Raw genomic sequence first — 20,977 nt, forward strand, 5'->3', positions numbered from 1 at the left:
GGTTCCGGCCTTTTTCACGTCCTCTTTCACGCCCGCCGGAACGCCGTCCCCAGATGGGACACGGCCAGCGTCGTTCCGCGCGCTGTCGCCTCGCGCAGAGCTCGCTCGCGGGTCGCCCGCGCCCGGACCGGGTCGTTGTCGCTGGCGTAGGCCAGCCCGGGATGCAGCAGCTGGATCGCGTGGACCAGCATGTCGCCCGCCACCAGCAGGCTGTCGTCGCCGTCCTCGACGAGGACGGACTGATGGCCGGGAGTGTGGCCCGGCGTGGCGACCACGCGGACGCCGGCGCCGAGGGCCAGGTCGCCGTCGACCTCCTGAAGGCGGCCCTCGGCCCGCAATGGCGCGACGAGCAGGTCGAACTGGCCGGCCTGGTCGCGGTTGGCCTCGTAGAGCTCGACGTCGGCCCGCTGCGTGATCACCCGGGCCGCGGTGAACGGCGAGTCGCGCGGGACGGCCCAGCCCATGTGGTCGTTGTGCAGGTGGGTCAGCACGATCGCCTCGACGTCGGACGCGGCGATCCCGGCCTCGGCCAGCGCCGCCGGCAACCGGCCGGGCACCGGCGCCCAGTCGGCCGCCAGCGACCCGGCCGGCCCGATGCCCGCGTCGACCAGCGTGACCGGCCCGTCGCCGCGGCGGATCGCATAACTCCGGAAGCGCAGCAGCCACTCGCCGTCGGCGGCCAGCGCAGCCGGATCGGCCTCGTCGGCCGCCGCCCACTGCTCGCCCGTGGCGTCGGGGAACGCCTCGGCCCGCGGCAGGAAGAAGGGCCCCTCGGCATCCTCGAGGGCGGTGACGGTGAGCCGACCGACGGCCTGGGTGACTGGCATGCCCGCGATTCTGTCGGGGGTGTGGGTCGTCCGCACCCCCGAATCCCGAATCTGTGGACAGCCGGCGTACCTGTGGACAACTAGCGGCCGAGGCCCTGGTCGTCGGTAGCGTCGAACCCGCGCGCGGTCCCACCCTGGGTGGGGGTGGAGGCGGCCCCCGAAAGAGAGGTCGCCGAGTCGATCACCTCGGCGATGCCCGGGCGGCCCGACTCCACGACGAAATCGGCCGCCGTGCGCACCGACGCCGTCGGGGCCCAGACCGTGTCGACGAGACGGAGGCTGCTCACCATGCGCTCACGAGTGATGTCGCAGACCACGTATCCGCGCTGGTTGTCGATGTACCGCCAGTGCGGGCTCTCCGCCATGATCGGGTCGTAGGTGGCGTGGAAGGATGCCGTGTTCGCGTTCCCGCCGGAGGTGATCGAGGTGCCGGTGATCTCGGCGCCGACGACCGGCGCCGACGGGTCGTCGAAGTTCGGGCGCAGGTCGCTCACCCAGGTGCAGTGCCGGTCGCCGGTCAGCACCACCGGGTTGTCGACCCGGCGGAAGAGTTTGAGCAGCCGCGTGCGCTGAGCGCGGTAACCGTCCCAGTTGTCGAAGTCGAAGACCTGCTCGGGGCCGGCCTTGCGGTCGTTCTGGGCCCACATGACCTGGTTGGCCAGCAGGTTCCAGTCCGCGCCGGAGTGGCGCAGGCCGTTGACCAGCCAGCTCTCCTGCTCGGCCCCGGTCATGGTCAGCGCCGGGTTCTGAGCCGCCTCGAGCGTGGCCGGCTGGTCGCTGCGGTACTGCCGGGTGTCGAGCACGTGCACGCCGGCCAGCGACCCGAAACGGAAGCGGCGGTAGAGCTGCATGTCGAGCCCGTGCGGCAGCGACGAGCGGCGCAGCGGCATGTGCTCGTAATAGGCCTGGAAGGCGGCGATCCGCCGAGCGCGGAAAGACGAAGGAGTTTGCAGCTCGGGGTCCTGCGGGATCTCGTCGGCCCAGTTGTTGTCGATCTCGTGGTCGTCCAGCGTGACGATCCACGGGAAGGCGGCATGGGCCGCCTGCAGGTCGGGGTCGGCCTTGTAGGTGGCGTGCCGATCGCGATATTGCGCCAGTGTGTACGGCTCGTCGGCGCCCTCGTGCTGGCGGACCGCGCCGGCGTTGCGCGGGCCCTCGTAGATGTAGTCGCCGAGGAACGCGACGAAGGCGAGGTCCTCCTGGGCGAGATGCTGGTAGGCGGTGTAGAAGCCGGCCTGGTAATCCTGGCAGCTGGCGAAGGCGAACCGCAGGTGCCGCGGGTGCGAGCCGGCCGCGGGTGCCGTCCGGGTGCGGCCGACCGGCGAGATCTGCCCGGCGACCCGGAAGCGGTAGTGGTACTCCGCGTCGGGCCGCAGGCCGCGCACGTCCACGTGCACCGAGTGGCCGAGCGAGGGCAGGGCGGCGGTGACGCCGTGGCGGCGCTGCCGGCGGAAGAGCGGGTCGGCGGCGATCTCCCACTCGACCGGCAGGGCCCGGTCGGGCAGGGCGCCGACGAGGCGCGTCCACAGCACCACCGCGTCGGGCAGCGGGTCGCCCGAGGCCACCCCGAGCCGGAAGACGTCCGACGGCAGCCGGGTGCTGCTCCGGGCGTACGCCTCGGTGGGGTTGATCAGTAGTGGCCCGGCGGCGACGGCACCCGCGCCGGAGATGAGCAGTCGACGTCCGATCGGCTGGTTCAGCTTCTCTTGCAGTGACATTGCTCGATGCCATCGGGTTTGCGATACAAGGTGCCCGCCAGCGGGCAAACTGATTGAGGCCATCCGGGTAAATCCCTTCGACGGGCCTGCAGTACGCTCGTACTGCTAAAAACATGGGAGAGGAGCGCCGGCCGAATGGCGAAAATCAAGGTCACAAACCCGGTGGTGGAGCTCGACGGCGACGAGATGACCCGGATCATCTGGAAGCAGATTCGTGAGCAGCTGATCCTGCCCTACCTCGATGTCCCCCTCGAGTACTACGACCTGTCGATCCAGTACCGCGACGAGACCGACGACCAGGTGACCATCGACGCGGCCAACGCCATCAAGCAGCACGGCGTCGGCGTCAAGTGCGCGACGATCACCCCGGACGAGGCCCGCGTCGAGGAGTTCGGCCTCAAGAAGATGTGGCGGTCGCCGAACGGCACCATCCGCAACATCCTCGGTGGCGTCGTCTTCCGCGAGCCCATCATCATGCAGAACGTGCCGCGGCTGGTGCCGGGCTGGACCAAGCCGATCATCATCGGCCGGCACGCCCACGGCGACCAGTACAAGGCGACCGACTTCGTGGTGCCCAGCGCCGGCAAGCTGACCGTCACGTTCACCCCCGAGGACGGCTCGGCGCCGATGGAGTTCCACGTCGCCGACTACCCCGGTGGCGGCGTCGCGATGGCGATGTACAACTACGACGAGTCGATCCGCGACTTCGCGCGCGCCTCGTTCCGCTATGGCCTGGCCCGCAACTACCCGGTCTACCTGTCGACCAAGAACACGATCCTCAAGGCGTACGACGGCCGTTTCAAGGACCTCTTCGCGGAGATCTTCGAGACCGAGTTCGCCGACCAGTTCAAGGCGGCCGGGCTGACCTACGAGCACCGGCTGATCGACGACATGGTCGCGGCCGCGCTCAAGTGGGAGGGCGGCTACGTCTGGGCCTGCAAGAACTACGACGGTGACGTGCAGTCGGACACGGTGGCCCAGGGCTTCGGCTCGCTCGGCCTGATGACCTCCGTGCTGATGACCCCGGACGGCAAGACCGTCGAGGCCGAGGCCGCCCACGGCACGGTCACCCGGCACTACCGTCAGTGGCAGAAGGGCGAGAAGACCTCGACCAACCCGATCGCCTCGATCTTCGCCTGGACCGGCGGCCTCAAGCACCGCGGCCTGCTGGACGGGACCCCGGCGGTCACCGAGTTCGCCCAGACGCTCGAGAAGGTCTGCGTCGAGACCGTCGAGGGTGGACAGATGACGAAGGACCTGGCGCTGCTCATCTCGAAGGACGCGCCGTGGCTCTCGACCGACGAGTTCATGAACGCGCTCGACGAGAACCTGGCTCGTAAGCTCGCCTGATCCCCGCACCTCACAAGGCCGCCGGCACGAGCCGGCGGCCTTGTGACGTATTGCATGTTCAGGTCCGTAACTCGTGGTTACGGACCTCGTTTTTCATGCAGAACGGATGGGCCACGCGACGTCGAGGGGTCGCCCACCGATCCGGCTGCCTTGTCCCGGGCGCCGATCGGTTCTCTCGCAGCTGTCGTGGCCGAGTAGGCGCGGCCTGCCGTCCCTTCCCAGCGGGGGCCTCTCTGTCCCGGGGCCCCCGCCCTCTGCTTCATGGCCTCGCTCCGCTCGGCGGGCGTTGCGCCCCAAGAGGTCGGCGTCCTCGACACCGACGGGCGCACCGCGACTTGGGTTGCGCTCAAGAAGAGTCAGGCGGCGTCGCGGAGCAGCCGGGCGGCTTTCTCGGGGACGATGTCGTTGACGAAGTAGCCCATGGCCGACTCGGAGCCGGCCAGGAACTTCAGCTTGTCGGCGGCGCGCCGGATGCTGAACAGCTGCAGGTGCAGATAACCCAGCTCGCGGCCCTCACCCACGACGGCCTGGTGCCAGGCCGAGATGTACGGCATCGGCTTGGCGAACAAACCGTCGAAGCGCTTCAGCATGTCCAGGTAGAGCGGGCCGAACGCGTCCCGCTCGGCGTCGGACAGGGCCGGGATGTCGGCGACCTTGCGGTGCGGAGCGATCTGCACCTCGAACGGCCAGCGGGCCGCGGCCGGCACGAAAGCGGTCCAGTGCTCGTTGGCCCCGACCACCCGGGTGCCCTGCGCCCGCTCGGCGGCGAGCACGTCGCTGTAGAGATCGTTTCCCGTGCGGGAGAGATGCCGGGCGGCGGCCGCCAGCATCAGCTTCGTGCGCGGCGGCACCGTCGGGTACGCGTAGATCTGCCCGTGCGGGTGGTGCAGCGTCACGCCGATCTCGACGCCGCGGTTCTCGAACGGGAAGACCTGGGCCACGCCCGGCATCGCCGAGATCTCGGCCGTGCGGTCGGCCAGCACGTCGACCACCGTGCGGACCCGGGCCGGGCTGAGCGAGCCGAAGTAGCTGTTGTGGTCGCTGGTGAAGCACACGACCTCACAGCGGCCGACCCCCGGGCGTACCGGCACCATGGGGTTGATCTCGGAGACCTCGTCCGGCGTGACCCGGTCGCTGAACGACGGGAACTGGTTCTCGAAGGTGACGACGTCGTAGTCGGGGGCCGGGATCTCGCTGGCGAAGCTCGGGTTGGTCGGGCACAGCGGGCACGCGTCGCTCGGCGGCAGGAAGGTGCGGGTCTGGCGGTGGGCGGCGACCGCGACCCACTCGTCGATCAGCGGGTCGTAGCGCAGCTGCGAGGTGGGCGGCGGCGGGGGAAGGGTGCGGGTGTCCTCGTGCTCGGCCCGGTGCGACCCGTCCTGCTCGTTGAAGTAGATCAGCTCACGGCCGTCGGAGAGACGGATCGCCGTGCGGGTCTTCAAGGTCACTGACCACTCACCACCACAAGTTCTTCAACTGTCTCGCTCAGCAATGCCCGGGCCTGCTCGTCCAGCCCGTCGTCGGTGATCAGCACGTCGGCCCGCTCCAGGGGGACGATCGAGCTGATGCCGACCGTGCCCCACTTGGTGTGGTCGGCCAGCACGACGAGCCGCTCGGCCGCCTCGACCAGGGCCCGGTTGACGTCGGCCTCCATCAGGTTCGGCGTCGTGTAACCGGCCCGCTCGCTCATCCCGTGCACGCCCAGGAAGAGCATGTCGAGGTGGAGGGTGCCGATGGCGGCGACCGCGACCGGGCCGACGAGGGCGTCCGACGGGGTGCGGGTGCCGCCGGTCAGGACGACCGTCTGGTCGGGGCGGCCGGCCCGGTAGAAGACGTCGGCGACCGGGATCGAATTGGTGACGACGGTCAGCGAGGGCACGTCGACGAGGCGCTGGGCCAGCTCGGCGGTGGTGGTGCCGGCCGAGAGGGCGATGGCGTCGCCGGGGGAGACCATCGAGGCGGCGCGCATGGCCATGGCCGACTTCTCGGCGCGCTGGCGGACGCTCTTGGCGGCGAAACCGGGCTCGTGCGCGGAGCCCGGGCTGACCGTGGTCGCGCCGCCGTGTACCTTCGCCAGCAGGCCGCGATCGGCCAGCGACTCCAGGTCACGACGGATCGTCATGTCGGAGACGCCGTACTCGGCGGCGAGCTCGCTGACCCGTACGCCGCCGGCGGCGCGGACCCGGTCGAGGATCGCGGCCTGGCGTTGCTGGGCCAGCATCAGAGGATCCGAACTAATTCGAACACGCCCGAACACTACCTTGTGAGCGGGCGTGGCCGAAAGAGGCCGCCTTCAGTTCGTCCGAGGGCGGCGGTGGGGTGGTTGGACGGGGAGACTAGATACCTCGGCCGCGCTTATGCAGAGCGCTGAGAACGTTCTCAACCTTGACCGCTCCGGTCATCGCCGCCAAGGCGATCGCGGTGCGCGGTTCCCGCCAGTTGGCCCGCACCGCCTCCTTGCTGAACTGCCAGGCCTGGCTGCGGTTGCCGGTCGCGGCCGACCAGCACGCCAGCTGGCCGTAGACCCGGGCCGCGCCGGGCCGGCAGCCGCTGATCTCCGGGTGCCGTTGCATCATCCAGCGCAGCGAGCTGATCTTCGTCGCGTACTCGTACGCGTAGTGCGAGCTCCGCCCCCACAGCACCCGGACCAGCGGCTCGTCCAGGTGCACGATCGGCGCCCGCCGGGCCGCCCGCAGCAGCATGTCCCAGTCCTCGTTCTGGCTGCCCGGCGCGTCCTCGGCGACCAGCCCGATGGCGTCCTCGGCGAGCGCCGTGCGGCGGATCAGGAACGACGACGAGTGCAGCATGGCCATCCGCGAGCGGGCCAGCTCGTCGACCGTGACCCGGCTCCGGCCGGCCAGGCGGGCGGTGGTCTTTCCCTCGTACTCGACCTCGATCGCACATGTCGCGAACTCGGCGTCCGGGTCGGCCAGCAGCGCCGCGACCTGACGGCGCAGCTTGTCCGGCTGCCACTGGTCGTCGTCGTCGCAGAAGGCCACGTACTCGGTGTCCAGGGCCAGGATGCCGGTGTTGCGGGCGCCGGCCAGCCCGGAGGTACGCCAGTTGGTCAGCACCAGCACCTGGACGCCCTCGGTGGCCGCGAGCAGGTAGTCGGGCTCGGTCTGGTCGTAGACCACCAGCACCTTGATCTCGCCCGGGTAGCGCTGGTCGCGCACCGAGGCGATCGCCTTGCGAACCAGCTCGGGCCGGTTCCGGGTCGGGATGACGACGCCGACGGACGGCCAGTTCATCGCGTTTCCTCCATGAAGACGGGATATCCGTAGGCCCGCAGCATCGGACCGCAGACCGCGCCGACCAGGCGCCGATGGTTGCGGGGCAGCGAGCCGACCCACGCGTCGTCGCGGCGCAGCGGCAGCCGCCCGACGGTGAAGCGCATCGGGTTGCCGGCCGCGCTGTGCCCGACGCCCAGGTCGGCGTAGCCGTCGCCGAGGAAGTCGAGGTCGGACGGCATCAGCCGCAGCCCGGCGAAGTCGCCGATCTTGAGCAGCTCGGAGCGCGGGCCGGCCAGGAACTCCTCGTAGCGCAGCCGGTGCACGGCCACGCCGCGCTTGCCCAGCAGGCCGAAGGCGGCGTTGTGCGCGTTCCACAGCATCGCCGACCGGCCGGGGGAGTAGCGCGTCATCTCCTCGGCCCCGTCGGTCTCGGGCCGGGCGACGCGCTTGGTCCAGCTGTACGCGACGCCGCGCGCGTCCCGCACCACGTGCACCACCCGCAGGTCGATGTCGGCGGCCCAGCGCAGGACGTGGGCCAGTGCCGAGTGCTTGGACGAGTCCACCACGACCTCGGCCCCGGACACCTCGGCCGCGGCCGCGTAGACCCGGGCGTAGAAGTCCGCGTACTCGTACACCTCGTCCGGGGCCTCGACCGCGGTGGCCAGCCGGGGGATGTGCCGGGTGCGCTCGACGGCGTCGCGCAGCTTGTGCACCCGGTCGACGTCGACGTTGTGCCACCCGCCGAAGGCCTGCTGCCCGACCTGGCGCCAGAACGCGCACCCCGAGAAGCGGGCGCCGCAGCCGCAGCGCTCGTCGTCCCGCAGGTCGCGCTGCCAGAGGTGGACGACCTCGCCGAGCGTGCACACCCCGGGCAGCTGGCCGAGCAGACGCTCGACGAGCGTTGTCCCACTTCGCCCTAATCCACCCAGAAATATCACGCGTGCCACTCTTGCCCACCTTCGCTCGTTTCGCTCCTATAACGAGCGAACAAGCGCGAAGGAGGCGTTGCGTGTCAATCGAGGCTTTCGACCGCGTCCATCTGGACGGGACGGGCATCGACCCCATCACCGAGGCCGAGGTCGTGGCCGTGGTGCGCGACTCCCTGGCCCGCGGCCGCGGCGGCCGGATCATCACGCCGAACGTCGACATCCTGCGCCGGGCCCAGGGCGACGCCGAGTGCCGCCGCCACCTCGACGACGCCGATCTGATCGTGGCCGACGGCATGCCGCTGGTCTGGGCGAGCCGCCTCGGCGGCCGGCCGCTGCCCGAGCGGGTGGCCGGCAGCAGCCTGATCTGGTCCCTGTCCCGCGGCCTGGCCCGCGACGGCCGCTCGATCTTCGTGGTCGGTGGCGCCCCGGCCGCGCGGATCGACAGGAGCGGTGGCGCCCCGGCCGCGCGGATCGACACGAGCGGCGGTGCCCCGGCCGAGGACAGGGAGGGGGCTGGCAAGGACGGCGCGACCCGGGCGGCCGACCGGCTCGAGGCGGAGTGCCCGGGGCTTCGGGTGGCCGGCACCCTCTGCCCGCCCTTCGGCTTCGATCGGGACCCCCTGCTGTACGAGGACTTCTGCGCCAAGATCGCCGGCGCCGAGCCGGATCTGGTCTTCGTCGGGCTCGGCTATCCCAAGCAGGAGCGCATGATCACGCGGCTGCGGGCGCTGCTGCCGCAGGCCTGGTTCATCGGCTGCGGCGCCGCGGTGAACTTCGTGGCCGGCGACATCGACCGGGCCCCGCGCTGGATGCAGCGCACCGGTCTCGAGTGGGCGCACCGCCTCGGCACCGAGCCCCGCCGTCTCGCGAGCCGCTATCTGCGCCACGACGCGCCCTACGCCCTCCGTCTGCTGGCCAAGGGCGCACGGGGTCGCTAGCAAGACGTACGTACGGTTTAATAAGGGTCATGTTCGAGCGCCTGCACCACGTCCAGGTCCTCTGCCCACCCGGCGGCGAGGACGTCGCCCGCGAGTTCTATGCCGGCGTGCTCGGCATGACCGAACTGGCCAAGCCGGCTGTTCTCCAAGCGCGCGGCGGGTGCTGGTTCCGGAGCGGGGGCTGGGAGATCCATGTCAGCCCCGTCCCCGGGTTCACCGCCGCGACGAGAGCGCATCCGGGCGTACTGGTCACTGATCTTGATGCTCTGGACCGGAAATTGAGAACCGCCGGTCGCCCGGTCGAGTGGGATCCCCACTTCCCGGGCCACCGGCGGTTCTACTCGCAGGACGATCACGGCAACCGGCTGGAGTTCCTGGAGGCGATCAAGGATTGAAGTACGGGTCCTTGACCAGCCGGTGGAACGCCTTGAAGGCGGCCTTGTCCCCGGTCAGCTGGAACTGCTTGGTCGGCCCGTTGCCCTCGGGGTCGGACTCGAAGTAGGCGATCGCCTTGATCTGCGGGTTGGCCTTGAAGGTGCGGCCCGCGTCCTGGAGCCACTCGGCCCGCCCGGCCGAGCCCCACGCCTTGGCCACGCCGAACTCGCCGATCACGATGGGCTTGGGCCGCTGCGACGCCCATTGCAGAAACGGGCCCATGAGCTCGCCGATCGGCTGGAACTTCTCCCCGGCGTAGACGTCCACGCAGGTCCAGTCGACCTGGTCGTCGCCCGGGTAGAAGTCCGGGGCGTCGCCGCGTATGAAGCCCTCGGCGGTCGGGCACCACACCCAGGAGACGTTCGTGGCCCGTTCCTGTTCGAAGATCTCCCGGACGTACTTCCAGGCGGCGATGTAGTCGGCGCCGGACCACATGGTCGCCCGCAGGTTGGGCCGGTCCATCTCCCAGCGCATCCGCAGCAGCACCGGCGCCTTGATCCTGCGGACGGCCTTGGCCTGTTTGCGGATCAGGTCGTCGTGCTCACCGTCCAGGATGGACCGGTTGTCGCCGGTGGCCCAGCTGACCATCAGCGTCGCCCCCCGGGCCAGGAACTCCTTGTCGGACGGGGTGCCGACCATCTGCTCGAAGCGGCGGTACGTGTTGACGATGCTCAGCGGCCGGCCCAGGTCGGCCTGCAGGCTGTCGACCGCGGCGAGCCGGCCGACGTGGGTGAGCGCGTCCGGCTTGATCCACGCCCCGACCAGCGCGCCCCGCTGCGGCGGCTTCACCGGACCGGCCTTGAACGGCCCCTGCTGGATCGCCACCGCGGCCGGTCGCGCCGACAAATCGGGAGGTGCTGGGGGCATTTCCTGCTTTTTGTCCGCCCCGAAGGAGCAGCTGGAAATGGCAAAAAGGACAAAAACCAAGATTGCCGGCAGGAGGCGGGGCGGGGGTGGCACGAGCTTACGCATGGATTCGGCGCGCGGTGTAGAGGACGTTCACGGCGTAGGTGTCACTACCCGGCAACCGCCGGGCAGCGGCGTCGGCCACCCGGGCCACCGGGTTCCCGTGCAGCGACGGCGTGATCATCGAGAAGCCGCGCCGCTCGACGATCTCGAAGCCGTGCCGCTCGAACAGCGAGGCCACCTGCTCGTGTGACAGCTCGGCGAACCACCGCTGCCCCTGGTGCCGGCGCGCCCGCAGATGCCGTACCGAGTCCGCGTTCCCGTGGTTCTCCACCACCAGCACGCCCGAGTCCCGGGTCGGCAGCGCCTTGGCCGCGAAGGCCAGCGCCCGGTCCCGGATCGCGTCGTCCACATTGAGCAGCAGCCGGAACATCGTCACGATGGCCGGGAAGCCGGCCGGCTCCGGGTGCGGCACCGGCCCGTCCGCCGCCACCTGGTGCCAGACGGCGCGGGAGCCGACCTCGGCCGCCTTCGCCATCATCTCGGCCGACGTGTCGTAGCCGTGCGCCTCGCGCACCAGCCCGTGCAGGATCCGGATGGCCCGCCCGGTGCCGCAGGCGAAGTCGTGCTGCACCGGGGCCACCGGCCCGAACTCGCGCCGCACCAGCGTGCGCAGGTAGTCCTGCTGCCGCTCGTTGATCTGCGAGGCGTAGCTGTCCGGCGCGTAGGTGATGTTCTCGTACTTCTCGACCGCGTCGGTGTCCTGGAACACCTTGGTGTAGTCGGTGGTCAACTCGTCCTCCTCGAAGGTTTGAAGGCGTCGAGAGCAAGATGGGCGCGCAGCAGCCAGGCGCCGCCGGCGTAGGCGGGAACGGCGGCCAGCGCCGCCAGGGTCAGTCCGAGGGCGCCGGTCCCGGCCGTCGCCGTCACGGCCCAGGGGAGTACGCCGAAACAGCCGACCGCGAGCAGGGCCGCCGACCGGGTCCCGCGGCCGAACGGGTGCAGCCCGGCCGCCCGGCCGACCTGGATCAGCGGCAGCAGATTGTTGGCGACCATCGCGCAGGCCAGCCCGATCGCCGCGCCGAGGGCGCCGTGCCGGGGGATGAGCAGCACGTCGAGCCCGATCGTGACGCCCAGCGCGACGAGCACGTTGGCCAGGTTCCACGAGGTGCGCCCGGCCATCGCGAGGACCATGTCGACCATGCCGCAGCCCGTGGCGACCAGCATCGCGCCGGCCAGCACCACGACCACGGCCCGGCCCTCGGCGGCGTAATGGTCACCGAACAGCCGCAGCCACAACGGCGCGAACAGGATCACCAGCAGGATGACGGGCCAGGTGACGAACACCAGCCAGCCGGTCGCGGTCTGGTAGAGGTGGTTGGCGCCGCGCCGGTCGCCGGTGGCCAGCGCCTCGGCCAGCCGCGGCTGCACCGACTGCGAGATGCCCTGGTTGGCGAACTGGATCAGGATGACGAAGCGCCCGGCCACCGCGTAGACGGCGGCCGGGGCCAGACCGGCCAGCGCCGCCACCAGCAGCACGTCCACCCGTTGCAGGGCCAGCTGGGCCACGCTGGCCAGCGCCCGCGGCCCGGTGAACCGCCAGAAGTCGCGGCGGACGCCGCTCCGCTCGGCCCGGTGGGTGGTCACCCCGGGCGGCTTGCCCGCGCGATAGACCTTCCGGAGGCTGTACGCGGCGAGCACCGCCACCGGCAGATAGGGCGCGGCCCAGGCCAGCGCGAACTCCGGCAGCGACCCGGCGCTCCACAGTGTCGCCACCCCGGCCACACCGACGAGCACCAGCTGCAGCGCGCTGCGCAGCACCCGATCGAGCAGCACGGTCGGCCGCATCGCCCGGTAGCCGCGGGTCGCCGTGAGCAGCGCGTCGGTCAGCGCCTGCAACGGCAGGAACGCGGCCAGCACCCGCAGCCCGGCCGTGTGGGCGTCGATGACCGGCCCGGCGTCGTGCGCGGTGACCCGGGCGATGGCCGGCGCGGTCAGCCACATCGCCGCCGCCAGCAGCACCGAGACCACCGCGACGGGCAGCAGCCCGGCCCGCAGGCAGGCGCCGAGCAGATGGTCGCGCCCGGTGGCCCGCAGCCGGGCCGGCCAGTAGACCAGCCCGGTCTGGGTGCCGAGCTTGGCCAGCCCGCCGGCCAGCACGAACGCGGCCGTGGCGGCGAAGAACGCCCCCGCCTGCTCGGCCCCGAGCGACCGGGCCACCACCCAGGTGACCGCCACGCCGGTGCCACCGGCCAGCGCCGACCCCACCATGTTGGCCAGCCCGCCCCGCGCCGCCGCTTTCGTCGAACGAGAGCGGTCGAGGATCGCGGTCATGTCGTGCGGCGCCAGATCGGCATCCGCCCCAGCCACCGGGCCAGGGCCTCGTCATGAGGCAGGTAGTAGTCGGTCAGCTCGCGCCGGAGGGCCGGATCCATGTCGGCCTGGCGCGGGCGGGCGTTGTGCCGCTCGAAGGCCGGCCGCTCCAGATAGCTGGGCAGGCCGAGGAAGTCGCAGACCTCGTCGTAGACCGGCTCCGGCTCGGCGAAGAAGCGCTCGCTCTCCACCACGTGGATCCGTTCGCGCCCCACGTGCTGGGCCATCACGCTCAGGTAGCGGGCGTACTCGCCGCGGCCCCGGTAGGCGTGGTGCTGGTGGCTGAAGCTGTAGTACTCCGCGTCCTCGGCCAGCTTCTCCTCCTGCTTGTGCAGGCGGGCCGGCTCGAGCGCGAGCGCCGCGCCGAAGTCGCGCTCCGACTCGAAGCCGCGGGCCACCTCGTGGTGGTGCTGCGAGTAAGCCCGCTCGACCGGGTCGCGGACCAGCACGATCAGCTTCGTGCCGGGCAGGTCGCGGGCGATCCGGGCCGCCGCCTGCGGGTGGTACATGTAGTAGGGGCTCGACTCGAACGTCTGCGCGTCCACCCCGTACCGCTCGGAGATCTTGTCGCCGGTCCGCGTCAGCGGGAAATGCGCCTTGTACCAGCCCATCCCGCGGTCGTAGGAAGTGTCGAAGTAGTGCACGCCCTTGTGCAGCACCGCCTTGAGCACGACCGGGTGCCCGGCCAGCGCCCGGTAAAGCGATGTCGTGCCGCAGCGCTGCCCGCCGCAGATGAGGAAGGACGGGGTCATCCGGCCCGGCGCGGTCAGCCGGCCGTAGGAGCGGGAGCCCAGGTGCACCACGCGCTTCATCGGCGCCGGCATGTTGCGTACGTCCATGTCAGAGCTCCTCGACCCGGCGGATGAGCACCGGGAGCAGCCAGGTGCCGAGCACGCCCAGGCGGGCGCCGGCCTCGGCCTGGCGGTCGGTCAGGTATCGGGTGGCCAGGTCGACCAGGTAGAGCAGCGCGGTGACCTCGCGACCCTCGGGTACGACCCCGAACGGCGCGAGCAGCTCACCGGCCCGCTGGACGGTGGCCTCGACGGCCTCGCGGGCGTCGTCGGTCGACTGGACGCGCTTCTGCAGCTCGTGGTGGATCGCGTCGAAGCCCAGCGGCACCCCGGTCGCGAACCGTTCCCAGTCCCAGACCAGCAGCGTGTCGGCCAGATTGGCCATGTTCCAGGGTGCCCAGTCGCCGTGCCAGGCGCCGTAGCGGTAGGTCAGCTCGCCGCCCCGGCGGACCAGCAGCTCGGCCGCCGAGGCGAGGTTGACGCCCTCGGGCCGGTCGCTCACCGCGGCCAGCCGCTCGCGCAGCTGCCGCCAGTACGGGCTGCTCGTCAGCGTCCCGGTCGTGTACCCGCAGCAGCCGGCGATGTCGAGCATCGCGGCCACCAGCCGGCGCTGGGTCAGCGGCGCCCGCGGCAGCCACACCGGCAGCGCCGACTGCACCAGCACCTGCAGCCCGCGCCACTCGCCCGCGTGCAGCACCCGGGGCACGGTCAGCTTGGTCAGGCCGCTGCCGCCGAGCGCGGTCAGCGCGGCCGACTCGGCCCGCACCAGCTGCTGGGTGAGCGGGCCGGTGCCGAGCTTGCCGAAGCCGAACGTGTCGCCGTCCGGGCTGAGCAGTTGCAGCACCGGCTTGCGGTTGGCCCGGGCCGGCCCGATGTGGACGCTGACCGCCAGCTCCCGGCCCAGCGCCTCGCTCAGGTAGCCGTCGATGCACTGCGAATACGGGCCGGTGACCCGGATCCGGTCGCGCAGCAGCACGCTTGAGGCGCCCGTGCGGACCGCGGCCACCACGGCCTCGCGTTTGAGGCGGGCCGCGCGCGACTGCGGCTCGGCGTAACGCCGGACCGCGGCCGCCGCCACCCGGCGGGACATGGCGGGCACGAGCAGGCGCGGGCGGCGCGCGTCGGGAACCACGAGGTACTCGGCGATCGGGGTGCCCGGCGAGCCGTCGGTGCGGCACGGCTGCGGGTAGAGAAGGTCGAGCACCTCGGTCAGGTACCGCGTGCGCAGCTCCGCGTCGCCCGCGGTCAGCTCGGCCGGCGCCGTCTTGACCGGACTCATGTCGTTGTCTCCCCCTCGGATGAATTGCGCCAGAGCAGCGCGAACGCCAGAACGGTGAAGGCCAGGGGGGTGACCAGCGAGTTGTACCAGAGCATGGCGGAGAGCGACGTGACGATCGCGGCGCTGCCAGCCACCCCGATCGCGCTGCGGTCGCGGCGGAACCGCCACAGGCCGTACGCGAAGAAGCCGAGATATCCCACGGTGCCGACCGCCCCGTGCGCGTAGAGCAACTGCCACAGCTGACCGTTGCCGCCGACGGTGAAGTTGCCGCAGCGCTCGCAGCCGGCGCTCTCGCCCACGGTGATCGAGTTGCGGCCGCCCAGGGTGTTGCGGGTGCCGCCGTAGCCGATCACCGGCGAGCCGGTGAACCCGTCCAGGGCGCGGTCGATGAGGAACGAGCGCACGCCGTTGGACTTGCCGTTGTCCATCCGGGCCCCGACCACGTCGCCGAGGGGGGTGGCGACGAGCGTGACCGCGAGCATCGCGCCGGCCAGGGCGACCGCGCCGATGATCCAGAGCTTTCCGGCCAGCACGTAGCGGACGGCGACGTAGACGACCAGCACGCCGATGCCGATCCACAGGCCCCGGTTGAGCGACACGACCGCCGGCACGACCGAGACCGCGAGGCAGACGACCGCCCAGAAGCGGGCGCGGCCGGTTCCGTACCGCCAAGCCGTCACGATCAGCCAGCCGGCCAGCAGGCAGAAGTTGTTGCCCCAGGTGTTGGTGTAACCCCACGGCGCGGCCGGGCGCGGCTGGCCCTCGCCCACGATGTCCATGATCTGGGCCGCGTACGGGTGTACCAGCGACTGCACGAAGCCCTTGTTGCGGACATGACCCGGCAGCAGCCACTCGACCGGTGAGGTGAACTCGAAATTGCCGGCCACCATGCCGAGCAGCCCGCCGAGCACGGTCACCACGAACAGCCAGCCGAGAAGCTTCGCCAGGCGGCGCTGCGGGAGTTCCTTCTCGGTCAGGTTGCCCGCGTAGACCAGGAGCACGGTCAGCGCGACGTACATGACGGCCTTGTAGCCGACCGCGGGCAGCCGGCCCGTCGCGTGCTCGGCCACCGTCCCGGCCGGGTCCGCCCCGAGCGCGCCGATGCTGACCACCACGGCCGCCAGGAAGATCGCCCACCAGGCGAAGCCGGGCGGCAGCCGCAGCGGCCGGCCCGCGGTCCGGCGCCGGATCAGCAGGAAGAGCATCGGCCCGGCCATCAGGGCGAAGATCAGCACGCCGAGGCCGAGCGCCCACCAGATCGGGTAGAAGGCCAGGATGCTCGCCACCGGCCAGGCCGGCAGGTCCCTCCGCTTCGGCGCGCCGTGAGCCGCCCCGCCCGCTACACGCGCCGGGGTGGGGGCCGTCTGGGTCACTTCTTGTCGCCGTCCTTGGCGATGTCCTTGACCTGCCCCGACATGTCGATCACGGCGGTGATCTCGTCCGCGTGATTGGCGTCGCGCTGGCGCAGGGCGGCCTTCTCGGCCGACGACACGGTGTTGGTCGGGAAGCGCTGGGGCGCGGTCAGCACGGCCGTCTCGTCGGGCCGGGGGCCCTCCGACTTGGCCGGCGGCGGGGTCAGGGTCACCACGGGGGCGGCGGCCTCGGCCGTACGCAGGTTCGTCAGATGCGGGAGCACGACGGCCCCCAGCAGCGGAGTGCCCACGCGCTGCAGCTGCTCGGCCGCGTCGACCAGGGCGGGGCGGCGGGCCCGGCGCAGCTCGACGGCGAGGATCGCGGCGTCGGCCAGGCTGGCCAGGCTCTGCGCGTCGGCGCTGCTGGCCGTCGACGGCGCCTCGATCACGATGTACCCGCCCTGGGCCCGCAGCGTGCCCAGCGTGTCCTTGAGCCGCTGCGACTGCATCAGCCCGGCCGCGGTGGCGGCGCCCCCGGTGGTGATCACCCGCAGCGACGGGATGCGCGGGGTGCGCTGCAGCGCCCGGTTCAGGCCGACCCGGCCCGCCAGCAGGTCGGACAGGCCCGGCACGGCCGAGACGCCGAGCATCCGGGCCAGCGGGGCGGCGTCCACGACGCTGTCCGGCAGGTGGGCCCCGATCAGCACCACGTCGCTGCCGGTGCGGGCGAGCGCGGCGGCCAGGTTGGCGGCCACCAGCGTGCTCGCCGAGCCGCGGCTGGCCCCGGTCACCACGATGATCCGGGCGTCGGCGGGCAGGGTGGCCAGCACCTCGTTGCGCAGCCGGTTGAAGACCCGGCCGCCCGCCCCGTACGGCTGCAGGACGTCGTCGAAGTGCGGGGTGGTGCGCTCGTCGAGCGCGGCCAGCACGTTCATCCGGCCGCGGTCGCGCACGTCGGCGGCCGAGCGCAACCGGCCGTCGTACCGCTCCCGGACGAACGCGAGGGCGCAGCCGAGCAGCAGGCCGAGCATGCCGCCGGTGGCGATGTTGATCATCGGCTTGGGGCTGACCGGCGTCTCCGGCAGGCGGGCGTCGCTGATGATGCTGCCCGCGCCGACCGTGGTCGTGGTGAGCTCGTTGAGCTTGCCGGTCATGCCGTTGAGCTGGTTCTGCGAGTTCTGCCGCAGGCTCTGCAGGTTGCTCTCGTCCGAGCTGCCGCGGGTGGCCCGGGCCAGCCGGGCGTTGATCCCGGTCAGCGTCGTCGTGAGCTGCTTGATCTTCGCGCTGAGCGTCTTGATCTGCTGGTCCAGGCCGCTCTGGGCGGTCTCCTCGCGGTTGCGCAGGTACGCCTCGGCGAACGCGTGCGAGCCCGACTGGGCGCCCTCCGGCGTGTCCGCCTGGAACGTGACCATCAGAACGGTGGTGTTGGCCGGCACCTCGACCGAGACGTCCTTGGCCAGCTCGATCGGCGAACGGTCACTGCGCAGCAGCGCCGCCGCCTTGGTCGCGACCGCGCCCGAGCCGACCAGCTGGGCCTCGGTGTCGAGGTTGACCGAGCCCTTGGTGCGGCCGCCCTGCGCGTTGGTGTCCTGGTCGACAGCCTGCACGAGCACGGCCGTGGACGACTGGTAGACCTTGGGCATCGCCGAGGTCAGGCCCGCACCGGCGCCGAGACCGGCGCCCGTCGCGATCAGCGCGATCCACCAGTGCCGGCGGAAGACACCGAGGTAGTGCGAGACATCCGCAGGGCGTGACGCTTCCATCGGTTGGCGGCCCTTTCGGGGGTGGAGTGAGAGAGGTGATTCAATCGGGCGTTTCGCCCCCAGAGGGGTAAACGGCTCACTCCCGCCGACGTGATGGGTGCTTTAGATTTTGGGCTCCACCCAGCCGCTCTCCACGAGATAGGCGATCACGATCTCGATCGCCTCGGCCACCGACATGGTCGTCGTGTCGATGGTCAGCTCGGCGTCGGCCGGCTCCTCGTACGGGTCGTCGATGCCGGTCATGCCGCGCAGCTGACCGGCCCGGGCCCGCGCGTAGAGGCCCTTGCGGTCACGCTGCTCGCAGACCTCCAGCGGCGTGTTGACGTGCACCAGCACGAAGCCGGCGCCGGCCTCCACGGCCATCGCCCGCACGGCCGCCCGGGCGTTCTCGTACGGCGCGATCGGGCACGCCACGGCCATCCCGCGATGACGGCCCACCTCGGCCGCGACCCAGCCGATGCGGCGCACGTTGCGGTCCCGGTCGGCCTTGCTGAAGCCCAGCCCGGCCGAGAGCTCGCGGCGCACCACGTCCCCGTCGAGCAGGGTGATCGTGCGGTCGCCGCCCTCGCGCAGCGAGTCGGCCAGGCCGCGCGCGATCGTCGACTTGCCCGAGCCGGAGAAGCCGGTGAAGAAGACCACCAGGCCCCGGTGCCGGCGCGGCGGCCGGGCCTTGACCAACTCCTTGGCCACCGCCGGGGGAGTGTGCCACTCGGGCAGCGGGAAGCCGCGGTCGAGCAGGTCGTCGATCTCGGCCGGGGTCATGGCCAGGCGGCGGTTGCGCGGTGGGATGTCGTCGCGCCAGCGCCACTGACCGTCCCGGTTGTCGTAGGCCAGCTCGCGCGGCACGAGCACGCGCAGATTGCCGCCGGAGAGCATGTCGCCGGTGGAGAGCACGTGGGTCACCCCGTACGACCCGGCGACCCGGGCCCGCAGCATGGCGTCGCGCATCTCGTCGCCGCGCGGCAGCAACGGCACGGCCACGATGGTGGCCGGGGGCATCCGGTCGCGGGCCGCGAAGACCGTGCGGACCAGCGCCTCGGGTGGCAGCCCGTCCGGGCCGGGCCCGATCACCGGGATCAGGATCAGCAGGTGGGCGCCGAGCGTGCGGGCGGCGTGGGCGATCTGGGCCAGCTGCGGCCGGTGCAGCGGCCGGTCGGCGATCACGCCGAGCACCCGGCCCGGTGGCAGCAGGGCGCGGACTTCCTCGGGCGTACGCCGCAGGCGCTGGAACGGGCCGTGGCCGCCGTCGCCCATGCGGGTCACCCGGCCGCCGACGCCCCACTCCCGCTCGCGCGAGCGCCACACGTCGCTGACCTCGAGCGCGGCCACCGGGGCGCCCTCGGGGTCGGTCAGGATGACCGTGCGGCGCAGCGGGTCCTCGAGGTCGAGCCGGCTCGCGATCTCCTCCGGCACGTCCAAAGTGACCGGCACCGGCCACGGCGTGCCGTCGGCCAGCCGGCCCCGGCGGCGCAGCGCGGTCAGATCGGCCCGGCCCAGGAAGCCGGTCAGCGGCGCATAGGCGCCGGACAGTAGAAGTTCGAGGTCCGCCAGCTCGTGCGGGTGCGGCGTGTACGACGGGGCGTCGCGCAGCACGTCCTCGGGCAGCATCGAACCATTCACTTCCGTATCCCCCTGCGGGCCGACTAAGGGGACAGTTTGGCAGCCCGCGTGATCGCGGTCGAGACGGGTGTCCACTCCACTATTTCCCGTCGGGTATTAGACAAAACGGACTTAAGCCTCAATACTGGCTGATCGTGAGTCGACGTAGGCTGGTTAAGTACGCCGCGATACCAACGGCATTCGCTCTTTCGGTCGCCACCACGCTCGCCTGGGCGTGGACCGGCGGGGTCGACCAGATCGGACTTTCGCTCAGCGACCCGACTGTGTCCGTGCCGGTCACCGACCCTCCGGCGTTCGTGCCGCCGGCCCCGGCCGAACCACTGGCGACCGGGTCCTCGGCGGCCGTGCCGTCCTCAGCCACGCCGTCGGCCGCGGCCACCTCGGCGACCAGCGCCGCGGCCTCGGTCCTGGCCCCCGCGCCGGCCCCGCGGATCGCCAACATCGCCGCGCCCGGCTTCGCCGCGACGATCGCCCGGCCGCAGCAGCAACCGCAGCCGAGCCGCGGGGGAGGCTGCTACACCGGCCACAACCTCGTACCGACCTGTGGCGTCCTCTGGGGTGTGGCCCCCGGGGCCCACACCGAGAGCCGCGGCGCCTCCGCGCTCTCCCGCTTCGAGCGCAAGACCGGCCGCCACCAGGCCATCTACCACGCGTACCACGGCGGCACCCGGCAGCTCTTCCCGACCGAGCAGGAGATCGAGATCGCGCACCAGCCGGGGCGCAAGCGCATCCTGTTCCTCAACTGGAAGCCCGAGTCCGCGTCCTGGGCCAAGATCGCCAAGGGCGACCGGCGCACCGACGCGTTCCTCGACCGGCTCGCCGTGCACATCAAGAAGAACTTCCCCGAACAATTCTTCTTCGCCGTGCACCACGAGGGCGAGAACGACGTCCGCGAGAAGGCCGGCTCCGGCTACACCGCGCGCGACTACGCCGCGATGTACCGCCACGTGGTCAAGCGGCTGCGGGCCAAGGGCGCCGACAACATCGTCACCGTGCTCGTCCACATGGCGTACGTCCCGCACGCCACCAAGAGCTGGTTCAACCAGATGTACCCGGGCGACGACTACGTCGACTGGATCGGCTTCGACACGTACGCCTACAGCGACCCCGGCTACGGCCACGGCGACTTCGCCGAGATCCTCAACCGCCGGCTCGAGGGCAAGCGGGCCTGGCCCGGCTTCTACAGCTGGGCGGTCAGCCGGCACCCGAACAAGCCGCTCATGCTGGCCGAATGGGGCGTCTGGTCGTCCAAGCGGAACACCCGCTACAAGGCCGACTTCTACCGCCGCATGGGCCACGACATCCGCAAGTTCCCGCGGATCAAGGCGATGGTGCAGTTCGAGACCCCGAGCAACCAGAAGGGCCAGGACTCGTCGGTGGACAGCACGCCGGCCGCCCTGAACGCCTACCGGCAGCTCGGCCGTTTGCCCATCTTTCAAGTTGCCGTCACCCCGCGCCGCTAG

Annotated in this window: 18 protein-coding genes; 4 read left to right on the forward strand and 14 right to left on the reverse strand. The window is 71.5% G+C overall.

All coding sequences use genetic code 11. The features are described from left to right. Nucleotides 1–26 precede the first annotated feature (26 nt). Nucleotides 27–827: an MBL fold metallo-hydrolase gene (locus AB0J66_RS22185; RefSeq protein ID WP_364663509.1), complete on the reverse strand. Its 801-nt coding sequence runs from the start codon at nucleotides 825–827 to the stop codon at nucleotides 27–29. A gap of 80 nt (nucleotides 828–907) precedes the next feature. Next, nucleotides 908–2,545, reverse strand: a complete 1,638-nt coding sequence (locus tag AB0J66_RS22190; RefSeq protein WP_364663512.1) for an alkaline phosphatase D family protein — start codon at nucleotides 2,543–2,545, stop codon at nucleotides 908–910. A 135-nt stretch (nucleotides 2,546–2,680) separates the two neighbouring features. Here AB0J66_RS22190 and AB0J66_RS22195 point away from each other — a divergent pair, with 135 nt between their 5' ends. After that, on the forward strand, nucleotides 2,681–3,895 hold the full coding sequence (locus tag AB0J66_RS22195) for an NADP-dependent isocitrate dehydrogenase (RefSeq protein ID WP_364663514.1): 1,215 nt from the start codon (nucleotides 2,681–2,683) through the stop codon (nucleotides 3,893–3,895). 356 nt (nucleotides 3,896–4,251) lie between these two features. Here AB0J66_RS22195 and galT read toward each other — a convergent pair whose 3' ends face one another. The 4 genes from galT to AB0J66_RS22215 form a co-directional block, all read right to left on the reverse strand. Continuing rightward, entirely contained in the window at nucleotides 4,252–5,343 is a 1,092-nt protein-coding gene (gene galT, locus AB0J66_RS22200) for a galactose-1-phosphate uridylyltransferase (protein WP_364663517.1), read from the reverse strand. Continuing rightward, complete coding sequence (locus tag AB0J66_RS22205) at nucleotides 5,340–6,116, reverse strand: DeoR/GlpR family DNA-binding transcription regulator (protein ID WP_364663520.1); 777 nt, start codon at nucleotides 6,114–6,116, stop codon at nucleotides 5,340–5,342. The genes galT and AB0J66_RS22205 overlap by 4 nt, the downstream gene beginning before the upstream one ends. Before the next feature lie 115 nt (nucleotides 6,117–6,231). Continuing rightward, nucleotides 6,232–7,146, reverse strand: a complete 915-nt coding sequence (locus AB0J66_RS22210; protein WP_364663523.1) for a glycosyltransferase family A protein — start codon at nucleotides 7,144–7,146, stop codon at nucleotides 6,232–6,234. After that, nucleotides 7,143–8,075, reverse strand: a complete 933-nt coding sequence (locus AB0J66_RS22215; RefSeq protein WP_364663525.1) for a sulfotransferase — start codon at nucleotides 8,073–8,075, stop codon at nucleotides 7,143–7,145. Before AB0J66_RS22215 ends, AB0J66_RS22210 begins: the two co-directional genes overlap by 4 nt. A gap of 62 nt (nucleotides 8,076–8,137) precedes the next feature. Here AB0J66_RS22215 and AB0J66_RS22220 point away from each other — a divergent pair, with 62 nt between their 5' ends. Together AB0J66_RS22220 and AB0J66_RS22225 are read left to right on the forward strand one after the other, a co-directional pair. Beyond that, nucleotides 8,138–8,995, forward strand: coding sequence for a WecB/TagA/CpsF family glycosyltransferase (locus AB0J66_RS22220; protein WP_364663528.1), 858 nt, complete (start codon nucleotides 8,138–8,140; stop codon nucleotides 8,993–8,995). Between the two features lie 29 nt (nucleotides 8,996–9,024). Continuing rightward, the gene (locus AB0J66_RS22225) at nucleotides 9,025–9,390 is read left to right on the forward strand and encodes a glyoxalase (protein ID WP_364663530.1); all 366 of its coding nucleotides are present in this window, start codon (nucleotides 9,025–9,027) and stop codon (nucleotides 9,388–9,390) included. On the opposite strand, the gene AB0J66_RS22230 is transcribed toward AB0J66_RS22225, so the two are convergent. From AB0J66_RS22230 to cysC, 8 genes are all read right to left on the reverse strand, one after another. Next, entirely contained in the window at nucleotides 9,380–10,297 is a 918-nt protein-coding gene (locus tag AB0J66_RS22230) for a glycosyl hydrolase (protein WP_364663533.1), read from the reverse strand. The two genes, AB0J66_RS22225 and AB0J66_RS22230, sit on opposite strands and share 11 nt — an antisense overlap. A 97-nt stretch (nucleotides 10,298–10,394) precedes the next feature. Further along, entirely contained in the window at nucleotides 10,395–11,129 is a 735-nt protein-coding gene (locus AB0J66_RS22235) for a methyltransferase domain-containing protein (protein ID WP_364663536.1), read from the reverse strand. Continuing rightward, nucleotides 11,126–12,706 (reverse strand): MATE family efflux transporter, encoded by a 1,581-nt coding sequence (locus AB0J66_RS22240; RefSeq protein WP_364663538.1) that lies wholly within the window; start codon nucleotides 12,704–12,706, stop codon nucleotides 11,126–11,128. The genes AB0J66_RS22235 and AB0J66_RS22240 overlap by 4 nt, the downstream gene beginning before the upstream one ends. Then, nucleotides 12,667–13,548, reverse strand: a complete 882-nt coding sequence (locus AB0J66_RS22245; protein WP_364663541.1) for a sulfotransferase — start codon at nucleotides 13,546–13,548, stop codon at nucleotides 12,667–12,669. Before AB0J66_RS22245 ends, AB0J66_RS22240 begins: the two co-directional genes overlap by 40 nt. A 1-nt stretch (nucleotide 13,549) precedes the next feature. Then, nucleotides 13,550–14,779, reverse strand: a complete 1,230-nt coding sequence (locus tag AB0J66_RS22250) for a hypothetical protein (RefSeq protein WP_364663544.1) — start codon at nucleotides 14,777–14,779, stop codon at nucleotides 13,550–13,552. Next, nucleotides 14,776–16,152 (reverse strand): hypothetical protein, encoded by a 1,377-nt coding sequence (locus AB0J66_RS22255; RefSeq protein ID WP_364663546.1) that lies wholly within the window; start codon nucleotides 16,150–16,152, stop codon nucleotides 14,776–14,778. Before AB0J66_RS22255 ends, AB0J66_RS22250 begins: the two co-directional genes overlap by 4 nt. Then, nucleotides 16,149–17,894, reverse strand: coding sequence for a GNVR domain-containing protein (locus AB0J66_RS22260; RefSeq protein ID WP_364663549.1), 1,746 nt, complete (start codon nucleotides 17,892–17,894; stop codon nucleotides 16,149–16,151). The genes AB0J66_RS22255 and AB0J66_RS22260 overlap by 4 nt, the downstream gene beginning before the upstream one ends. Nucleotides 17,895–17,996: 102 nt before the next feature. After that, a complete protein-coding gene (gene cysC, locus AB0J66_RS22265) occupies nucleotides 17,997–19,502 on the reverse strand; it encodes an adenylyl-sulfate kinase (RefSeq protein WP_364663940.1) in 1,506 nt (501 codons plus the stop codon). 146 nt (nucleotides 19,503–19,648) lie between these two features. On the opposite strand from cysC, the gene AB0J66_RS22270 reads away from it, so the two are divergent. Then, a complete protein-coding gene (locus AB0J66_RS22270) occupies nucleotides 19,649–20,977 on the forward strand; it encodes a glycosyl hydrolase (RefSeq protein WP_364663551.1) in 1,329 nt (442 codons plus the stop codon).

The organism is Actinoplanes sp. NPDC049598, from assembly GCF_040675435.1.
Lineage (GTDB): Bacteria > Actinomycetota > Actinomycetes > Mycobacteriales > Micromonosporaceae > Actinoplanes.